The following is a 511-nucleotide window of genomic DNA, read 5'->3' as shown; positions in this document are numbered from 1 at the left end:
GGGCGGGGATGATGCCCGCCAGCATGGCCGCCTCCGAGACGGACATGTCGGCGGCGGGGTGCCCGAAGTACGCCTTCGAGGCGGCCTCGATGCCATAGGCGCCGCGCCCGAAGTAGATGGTGTTGATGTAGTTGCCGAGGATCTCGTCCTTGGACTGCTCGCGGTTGATCTTCACCGCGAGCACGGCCTCCTTGACCTTGCCGGTGTAGGAGGTGGTCTCGCCCACGTAGTAGCGCTCGACGTACTGCTGGGTCAGTGTCGATCCGCCCTGGCGCTCCCCACCCCGGACATTGTTGACCAGGGCGCGAAGGATCCCCTTGAGGTCGATCCCGGCATTCGTGTAGAAGGTGCGGTCCTCCGAGGCGACCACAGCCTGACCGACGTAGTCCGGCAGGGTCGAGGGATCGATGATCGTGCGGTTGATCTCGGAGAAGGTCCCCATCTCCGTGGTGCCGTCCGCGTAGTAGACGGTCGTCGTCTGGGACAGGGCGACCTGGTCGGCGGCGGGGAC

At 65.9% G+C, this 511-nt stretch carries 1 protein-coding gene; it reads right to left on the bottom strand.

Annotated elements, in window-relative coordinates; translation table 11 throughout:
- Positions 1-511: biosynthetic peptidoglycan transglycosylase (locus FK530_RS25590; protein WP_166443341.1), on the bottom strand; the 511-nt coding region annotated here is incomplete at both ends.

It is taken from the genome of Tsukamurella conjunctivitidis (genome assembly GCF_007858475.1).
Lineage (GTDB): Bacteria > Actinomycetota > Actinomycetes > Mycobacteriales > Mycobacteriaceae > Tsukamurella > Tsukamurella conjunctivitidis.
The sequence above is the reverse complement of the archived record's forward strand: the minus strand, read 5'-3'. Positions and strand labels throughout refer to the sequence as shown.